7 protein-coding genes are annotated in these 8,212 nt (G+C 62.2%); 6 read left to right on the top strand and 1 reads right to left on the bottom strand.

Annotation, left to right across the window (positions count from 1 at the left end):
• Window positions 1–325: 325 nt before the first annotated feature.
• Window positions 326–1,768: a hypothetical protein gene (locus QP994_RS10585; RefSeq protein WP_284866731.1), complete on the bottom strand. Its 1,443-nt coding sequence runs from the start codon at window positions 1,766–1,768 to the stop codon at window positions 326–328.
• Window positions 1,769–1,935: 167 nt separating this feature from the next.
• On the opposite strand from QP994_RS10585, the gene QP994_RS10580 reads away from it, so the two are divergent.
• The 6 genes from QP994_RS10580 to QP994_RS10555 are packed head-to-tail and all read left to right on the top strand — an operon-like array spanning window position 1,936 to window position 7,871.
• Complete coding sequence (locus tag QP994_RS10580; RefSeq protein ID WP_284866733.1) at window positions 1,936–4,869, top strand: DUF4040 family protein; 2,934 nt, start codon at window positions 1,936–1,938, stop codon at window positions 4,867–4,869.
• A complete protein-coding gene (locus QP994_RS10575) occupies window positions 4,866–5,255 on the top strand; it encodes a cation:proton antiporter subunit C (protein ID WP_284855738.1) in 390 nt (129 codons plus the stop codon). The genes QP994_RS10580 and QP994_RS10575 overlap by 4 nt, the downstream gene beginning before the upstream one ends.
• A complete protein-coding gene (locus tag QP994_RS10570; protein ID WP_284855737.1) occupies window positions 5,255–6,784 on the top strand; it encodes a monovalent cation/H+ antiporter subunit D family protein in 1,530 nt (509 codons plus the stop codon). Before QP994_RS10575 ends, QP994_RS10570 begins: the two co-directional genes overlap by 1 nt.
• A complete protein-coding gene (locus QP994_RS10565) occupies window positions 6,784–7,275 on the top strand; it encodes a monovalent cation/H+ antiporter subunit E (RefSeq protein WP_284866729.1) in 492 nt (163 codons plus the stop codon). The genes QP994_RS10570 and QP994_RS10565 overlap by 1 nt, the downstream gene beginning before the upstream one ends.
• A gap of 9 nt (window positions 7,276–7,284) precedes the next feature.
• On the top strand, window positions 7,285–7,551 hold the full coding sequence (locus tag QP994_RS10560; protein WP_284866727.1) for a cation:proton antiporter: 267 nt from the start codon (window positions 7,285–7,287) through the stop codon (window positions 7,549–7,551).
• Window positions 7,551–7,871 (top strand): Na+/H+ antiporter subunit G, encoded by a 321-nt coding sequence (locus tag QP994_RS10555; protein WP_284855734.1) that lies wholly within the window; start codon window positions 7,551–7,553, stop codon window positions 7,869–7,871. Before QP994_RS10560 ends, QP994_RS10555 begins: the two co-directional genes overlap by 1 nt.
• The last annotated feature ends 341 nt before the right edge of the window (window positions 7,872–8,212 follow it).

Genomic DNA, 8,212 nt, shown 5'->3' with positions numbered 1-8,212 from the left:
AAATCAAGATCACCGTATTATCCCAGGCTGCCTCGGGAATCCGTATCGGTTTATCCACACGAAATGTCCCTTAAGCCAGGAAGTTACATTGCGAAAAATCGGCTCGGATGAAATCCCAGGTAGAAAATTTCTGCTGTTTGGTAGTTACCGGAGCAATGTAAACTTTTACACGAAAATGCACTGAAGGGCACCGCTGGGGGCAGCGATGCCCTTCATCTCACCCTGTCCTGAAACCTTTACCCGATTGCCAGGTACGGCAATACGTTATTGGAATGTGTTGGCGGGGCCTGGCCGTGATTCGCGGGTGGCGATGCTGCGTGGTGTCTTACTGCTCCTCGTAGTAGTCCTCGTACTCCTCGTACTCATCCTCATCCACCGCGCGCGTGGTCATGGCCACGGCGGCGGCACCCAACAAGGCGAGGAAGGCGCTCAGCGCCACGCCGGTCCACATGGCGGTAGCGGAGCCCTGGTTGCCAGCGGCGGAGATGGCGGCGGTGGACCAGTGCATGGGCAGCGCGGAGGAGGCGGTGCGCCACACCAGGTCAACGTTGCCGGTGGCGGCGGTGGACCAGACCCAGCCGACGATGGCCATTTGCACCAGCCCGAAGATTCCGGCCACGGCGGTGCCACCAGTGCGGCCAAAGGAGGAACGAACAATCCAGGTGAAGCCGGCGGAGGCGAGGGTGACCAGCGCCAGGGCAAGACCACTCACTGCCAGGGCAAAGGGGCTCAGATTGGTGCCCAGGATGCCAACGAGGATGAGGCCGGCGGCAGTGATAAATGCAGTACCAATTCCGAGCGTGAGCCAGCGGTTACGGCCGCGCGCAGCGTAGGCGGCCAAGGCGAGAGCGATACCGGCGATGACGGCTAGGGCGCTCACCAGCATGGCGGCCAGCGGAGCAAGAGCAGAAGATGGCCCTTCAGACTCCGTGCCCGAGCCGGCGGCCACGGGCGCGGGTGCCGGCATGGCGCGCTGCACGTCGCTGATGCGGTCCTGGGTGGTGGTGGCCATATCGTCGATTTTGGATGCGCCGTCGACAAGTTCATCGATTCCACCGGTAGCGTCATCGACCTTGTTGTTCATCTCATTCAGGCCGTTGGCTAGGTCGCGGGCGCCGTTGGTGGCTGTGTAAATGCCGTCGTGGTAGGCGTAGCCAGGAACCGAGAGCTGGTTGGCCAGTTCGCGGGAGCCGTCCTTAAGCTCATTGAGCTGGGTGGTCATATCTTGGGGGATCTCGGCGGTTTCCACCTGGCGGCGCAGGTCCTCGAGCTGGGTGCGAAGGTCTACCACCTGGGGGTCGCGGGAGTTTTTGGTGGTGCGCAGGGTGCTGTCAATGGCGGAGAGCACTTGGCCGCGAATGGCATCAAACCCGACGACTTGGTCAACTGCACCACCAACGGAATCGGCGAGGCGGGTGGCGCCATCAGCGAGTGCTCCGGTGCCGTTCTGCAGATCGACCATGCCCTTGGACAGTTGGTCCGCTCCATCGCGGGCAGCTTTGATGCCATCGGCCAGTTCACCTGAGCCGTCCTTGAGCTGGTCAGTGCCATCAACGAGTTTCTGCGTGCCCTGGACGAGGAAGCTGGCTTGCGCTGCGGCATCACCGGCGGCCCGGCGCGCACCTACGAATTGGTCTGGCCCGGCATAGGTAGCGGGGGCGCCAGTTGTTTCATCGGAGTTGGGGCTCGTCCACGTGGCGGCGGGGTTCATGGGGGAGATTGCCGCGACGACGAACACGACAAACGCAAGGACAACGTTCCACTTCATAGCGCAAAATGTAACGAATGTGACGGTTGTTTCTGGTGAGACACACCGCGAGGGAGGGCGTCGATAAGCGAAAAGCAACTGCGCCGACCACGCGCCCACCTGATACCTTGGACTACGTCCCATGGGTGGGCTGCCCGCGCACCCGCAACCAGAAATACCCCGTGCCTATGGCTCTTCTCATTGTTCTAGGGATCGTTGCCGCTTCTGTGGTTGCGTCCCCGGTGCTGGTGCGCGCGGCGGATCGCAGGGCTGGTTGGGCCCTGGGTCCCGTCATGCTCATCGCCGCCGGTGTTCTCACGCGCGCCCTCAACGGCGATGGTCCCCTCGTGTTTGAAACAACGTGGGCTGAGGATTTGCTCGGCCCCGGAACCACCGTTGATCTTGCATTACGCGCTGATGGGCTGAGTGCGTTCTTCGCGCTGCTTGCGTTGTGCATCGGTGGCATCGTGCTTATTTATTCGGCGGCGTATCTGCCCAAAAATGATGGCAATACGAGTTTTTACACCATCATGACGGCGTTCACGCTGTCGGTGCTGTTGCTCGTGCTTGCCGACGATGTGGTGCTGCTCTTCATCGGCTGGGAGCTCGTGTCCATCGCGTCCTTCCTGCTCATCGCCCGTTCAGGCTCGTCGGGTGAGGCGGGTTCCTTCCGTACTCTCGCGCTGACGTTCTTCGGTGGTCTTACGCTGCTGGCGGGCCTGGCTATCGCTGCGGTGACCACGGGCACTACCCGTTTGAGCGGGATCCTCGCCGCGGATGTGTGGCAGCAGGACAGCAAGATCGTCACCGGCGTGGCCGTGCTCATTGCTATCTCCGGCTTCACCAAAGCCGCGCAGTTCCCCTTCCATTTCTGGCTGCCGGAAGCCATGGCCGCCGCCACCCCGGTTTCCGCGTTCCTGCACGCCGCCGCGGTGGTCAAGGCGGGTATCTACCTGCTGCTGCGCTTCTCCACCATCTTCGCCGGCAATCCCACGTGGAATGTCCTCTTGGTTACGGCGGGTCTGGGCACGGCGCTCATGTCCGCGATCTTTGCCATCACGAAGACGGACCTGAAGCAGCTCACCGCTTACTCCACGGTCTCGCACCTGGGTTGGATCGTGGCGGCCGTGGGCGTGGGCACTCCGTTCGCGCTCGCCGCAGCGCTCGTGCACACGCTCGCCCACGCACTGTTCAAATCCTCCCTGTTCATGCTCATCGGTGTGATTGACCATGAGGCCGGCTCGCGCGATATCCGCCGCCTGGGCCGCATGTGGGACAAGATGCCGTTCACGTTCGGCTCCCTTGTCATCGCCGTCGCATCGATGGCCGCGATCCCGCCACTGTTCGGCTTCGTGTCCAAGGAATCCATCCTGGATGCGTTCCACTCCACCGCGTACGGCCCGCTACTGCTCGCACTCGGTGGCCTCGCCGCGCTGTGCACCTTCGTCTACTCCGCCAAGATCGTCTTCGGCGCGTTCATCGACGGCCCGCGCGACATGTCCGACGTCCACGAAGCGCCGGTGTCCCTGTGGCTTCCAGCCGCGCTGCCCGGCCTCATGTCTGTGCCCGCGGTTTTTGCACTCTCGCTTATCGACGCCCCCGTGACCACCGCCGTCACCTCCATCGCCCCCACTTCCGCCTTCGAGTCGCATTTGGCTCTCTGGCACGGCGTGACCTGGCCATTCATCGTGTCCATGGTGGTCCTGGTGGCTGGCATCGGGTTCCTCTTCGTGCGCAAGCCGGTCTTTGCAGCACTGGAGAACAAGGCGTTGCTGCCGTTTACCGGCAATGACGTCTTGGCTGGTGTGGTGAAAGGCTCCGAACGTATTGGTCGTGCAGCCGGCGCCATGGCGAATAGCTTCAACCCCTCGCGCCACCTGGTCTGGTTGGTGGCCGTGATTGTGACCATGGGTGCTGTCACCGCCCTGTTCACCACGGGTGTTGACGGCGTGGTCCCAGCACCACGCACAGACGGTCTGGGTAACTACTGGGATCTCATCCCGCTGACCATCATCGGCGTGTCTGTCTTTGGTCTGATGGCCACGAAGAAGCGCATGACCGCAGCCATCTTGCTGGGCACCGCCGGTGTGGGCATGAGTTTGCAGATGCTACTGCTCGGTGCTCCTGACGTGGCACTGACTCAGTTCACGGTGGAAGCACTCACCATCGTGGTGATCATGATGGTGTTGCGCTACCAGCCCCGCCTTTTCCCGGAAACACCTGCGAAGCGCAAGACGTGGTCGATGCTCTTCGCGGCTGTGTCCGGCATCGTGGCATTCTTGGGCGTGTATGCGCTCACGGGACGTCGGGAACGCTCTGACCTGGCCATGTGGTACCTGTCCGAGGGTGGAAAGCTCACGGGTGCGGACAACATCGTGGCCGTGATCATCGTGGAATTCCGTGGCTTTGATACCTTAGGCGAACTTTCTGTCCTGGGCATGGCCGCAGTGGTTATCGCCGCTGTGACCGCCTCGGTACCGCGTCATGATTTCCAGGAAGGCACCCGTCCGGCACCGTTCGGTCAGTCGCGCCTGAACACGCTGCCGCTGCGGAAGGTAGCCAAGCTGATCACACCGATCCTCGTTGTGCTGTCCGTTCTCATCTTCTTCCGTGGCCACACCGCACCGGGTGGTGGCTTCATCGCCGCGCTCGTCCTGGCAACCGCGTTCGTGCTCAGCTACCTTTCCCAAGGCTCTGACCGCAACGCCGTGGGCCCGAAGACCCCGATTTATCTCACCGGTATTGGCATCATCGTGGCCATCTCCTCTGGCTTCCTCGGCTTCATCGAAGGTGGCTTCATGTATGCCATCCACGGTGAGATCGCCGGGGAACACATGACTACGTCCCTGATCTTCGACGCCGGTATTTACCTTGCGGTGCTGGGCATGCTCACCATGGCCATCAACGGCATGGGCGGTTACCTGCGCCCCGGCGCGAACCGCGAACAGTTGGACTACCACCGCGAAGGGGCCAATCCCCTGCCGGGTGTTCCCGAGATTTCCACGCCGGAAGGTGCCACGGAGTCCCACCCGAAGCCCATCAACCCGGCCGCGAAACCACTGGATTTGGCCAGCGCCATCGCCGCTGGATCGCGGAAGACCCCGAAGGGAGGCGCGAAATGATTTACGCAATCACAGTTGGAATCCTCATCGCCGGGGCGGTGTACCTGATCATGCAGCGTGGCATGGTGCGCATCATCTTCGGCATGTCCTTGTTTGGGCATGCCAGCAACCTGACGCTCCTTGCCGCCGGCAACGGTGCGTGGCGTGGGGAGGCCTTCCCCTCCCAAACCTCCATGGACCAGATGGCGGATCCCCTGCCACAGGCTTTCGTGCTTACCGCGATTGTCATCGCCATGGCCACCACGACCATCTTGCTGCTGCTTGCTGCGTTGGGGCGCGATGATGACACGATCGCGAACATCCTCGACGCTGACCAGGCTGCCAAGCTCGACCCGGATGCCCTCACCACCATGGGCCGCACTGCCCACAAGGGGGTGCGTGGCTAATGGCACCTGACGCATTACTTCCTGTCTTCGTTGCTCTGCCACTCATCGTTGCGGCAGTCACGGCGCTCTCGCCGTGGCGCATGCTTAACGACGCCTTGTCCCTCCTCATCCCCACCATCAACCTCGCCGGCGGCATGTGGCTGTACCTTTACACCGCGCAGCACGGCACTATTGGCCACATCATTGGCCTCTACCAGGGCGGAGCGGGAATCGCCTTTGCCGGGGACCAGTTCTCCGCGATCATGATCATCACCACCATGCTGGTGGCACTGATTTCCAACTGGTTCGCCATCGTCTCTGGTGAAACCCGCGCGCGCTATTACACACCGCTGACGCTGGTGCTCATCACCGGTGTGTCCGGTGCGCTGCTGACGGCAGACCTGTTCAACTTCTTCGTCATGATCGAGGTCATGCTGCTGCCCTCCTACGGCCTCATCGCCATGTCGGGCACGCGTCATCGCCTCCAGTCCGCACGCCTCTTCGTGCTGGTGAACCTCGCCGCATCGACCTTCCTGGTCATGGGCGTGGGCTATGTCTACGCCGTCACCGGCGCTGTGAACATCGGCGCACTCCAAGGTGCTGCCGCCGGCAACGGCCCCGTTACCGTCGCCATGGCCATCGTGGTCGCCGCCATCTGCGCGAAGGCCGCTGTGTTCCCGCTGCATACGTGGTTGCCGCGCACGTATACGTCGACAAGCGCTGCAGTGATGGGCCTCTTCTCCGGCCTGCACACGAAGGTCGCGGTGTACATGCTCTTCCGCATCTGGGTGGTCATTTTTGACATGGATACACGCTGGAACTGGCTGATCATCGGCGTGATGATCGTGTCCATGCTTGTCGGTGCCTTCGCCGGTCTTGCAGAATCCACCATCCGGCAGGTGCTCGGCTACCAGATGATCAACGGCATGCCATTCATCCTCATCATGCTGGCATTCACGCAGGAAGACGCCCGCTACGCACTCGCCGCCGGCCTGATGTACACCCTGCACCACATGATCACCATCGGCGCGCTGACACTGAACTCCGGCGCCATCGAAGAAACCTACGGCACCGGCACCCTGTCCAAACTCTCCGGCCTGGCGCGGCGCGACCCCCTCACCGCAACCGTCTTCGCCGCCGGCGCATTCTCCGTCATCGGCTTCCCGCCATTTTCCGGCCTGTGGGGCAAACTCTCCCTCGTCTTCGCCGCCGCGCGCCCCAGCGACCTCGCCTCCTGGGTAGTCATCAGCGCGATCATCGTCGCCTCCTTCGGCGCGATGCTGGCCATGTTCCGCGTCTGGCGCGAAGTGTTCTGGGGTCGCCCGATGGACCGGTTCCCGGAAACCTTGAGGGTGCGGGGGGCGCTGGTGGCGCCGTCGATAAGCCTTATGCTCATTTCGCTCGGCATGTTCATCGCAGCCGGCCCACTGTGGGGCGCCGTGACGGACTCCGTGGATGCGCTGCTCGATGTGGACGCCTATTCCAACGCTGTCCTCGGCACCGACCCCATCGGTGTCCCTGACGCCGCAACCCTGCAAGGAGGCCACTAATGAAAACCATCCTCCACGGCATCCGCTACTTCTTCTGGATAGTCAAAGAAATCATGGTCGCCGGATTCGCCACCGCTCTCGCGGCGTTCCGCGCTGACTCCGGCATCCAACCCATTGTCATCTACTACCCCCTGCGCGTGGACAGCGAATGGGAACTGTTCTGGTTCTCCACCTCCGTCACCGCCACCCCATCCACGCTGGCCATGGGCTTCCGCGACACCGGCGCCGACCAGCCACGCATCATGCTCGTCCAAGCCGCCTTCGGCTCCAACCCCGAAGACGTCATCGCCGGCCTAGCCGACATGGAAGAACACGTCGCGCCGCGGGTTGCCGACACCCCCGTCGACCCCGCCCAGGTCCTGTGGGAACCCTACGAAGACCTACGCGACGCCACCAACCCCGACGCCGCTGACCCAGTGGATGCTGCTGACCAGGCACGGCGTGCGCGTCGTGCCCGGCGTGCTGGTCGTGCTCGGAATGGAAGGAAGTGACCCTCGCACATGTTTGAAGGAATCCTCATCGGCGCCATCGTGATCATAGTGGCGTGCGTGATCATCGGGCTGGTAGCCATCCTGCGCGGCAAAGATGAACTCAGCCGCGCCGTGCTGGCGGACTACATCTTCTACGGCGGTGTCTGCCTTTACTTCGTATGGACGATCTTCAACGACACCTTCATCGGCTACGAAATCGCCATCCTCGCCGCACTCGTCTGCGGCGCCATCCCAACCCTGTCCATGTCCCGCATCATCTCGAGGGGGCGCCGCTAATGGCTCTCTGGCAGTACATCGTTCTCTTCTTCGTCGCCGTCGCCGTGTTCATGACGGTGGCCACCCTCATCCTGCAACTCCGCGCCCCCAACGCACTGACCCGCGTGAACCTCATGGGACCCCTGGTCTGCGTCGCCTTCCCGGCGCTCATCCTGGCCAAACTCACCGCGGACTGGGCCACCGATGGTTTCAACGCTGCGGACACCATCCGCGCTGTCATCGCCATCTTCGGCGTATGGATCGTCGGTTCCGTCGGCTCTTTCATCATGGGCCGCTCCATCCACGGCGTGACCGTGGTGGACCCGCGCGCCACTGGTTAATTCCATGGTAAGTGTCTGAAACTTTTTTGCCGGTTTGGGAACTCGTCCTGTTCCCGCTGGTGAAGGCTATGTTCCGCACTCTCCGGTGCGCGCTACCGCGCGCACCCCCTGTGGATAGTTTTTGGGTTATCCACAGGCTTTTTTAGCCCTTAGCTGCACGTTTCTGATTTTCCGTTTAGTGTGCGAGGCATGAACACTTTTGCAGCACTAGTTACGGGTTTAACCAACCCGATCGAGACCCTGGCATCCTTTGATGCCCAGGTGCTCCTCGACGCTGGCTGCAAACCCGCCCTGATTCGCCAATGGACCAACGTCCACAAGGTCTACTACGGGAAAACAAA

The organism is Corynebacterium sp. MSK044 (assembly GCF_030232825.1).
Taxonomy (GTDB): Bacteria; Actinomycetota; Actinomycetes; order Mycobacteriales; family Mycobacteriaceae; genus Corynebacterium.
The sequence above is the reverse complement of the archived record's forward strand: the minus strand, read 5'-3'. Positions and strand labels throughout refer to the sequence as shown.

Excerpts from the sequence above, each read along its gene's own strand:
- QP994_RS10580 (WP_284866733.1), top strand. The coding sequence starts at position 1,936 with ATGGCTCTTCTCATTGTTCTAGGGATCGTTGCCGCTTCTGTGGTTGCG.
- QP994_RS10555 (WP_284855734.1), top strand. The coding sequence starts at position 7,551 with ATGGCTCTCTGGCAGTACATCGTTCTCTTCTTCGTCGCCGTCGCCGTG.
- QP994_RS10570 (WP_284855737.1), top strand. The coding sequence starts at position 5,255 with ATGGCACCTGACGCATTACTTCCTGTCTTCGTTGCTCTGCCACTCATC.
- QP994_RS10565 (WP_284866729.1), top strand. The coding sequence starts at position 6,784 with ATGAAAACCATCCTCCACGGCATCCGCTACTTCTTCTGGATAGTCAAA.
- QP994_RS10585 (WP_284866731.1), bottom strand. The coding sequence starts at position 1,768 with ATGAAGTGGAACGTTGTCCTTGCGTTTGTCGTGTTCGTCGTCGCGGCA.
- QP994_RS10575 (WP_284855738.1), top strand. The coding sequence starts at position 4,866 with ATGATTTACGCAATCACAGTTGGAATCCTCATCGCCGGGGCGGTGTAC.
- QP994_RS10560 (WP_284866727.1), top strand. The coding sequence starts at position 7,285 with ATGTTTGAAGGAATCCTCATCGGCGCCATCGTGATCATAGTGGCGTGC.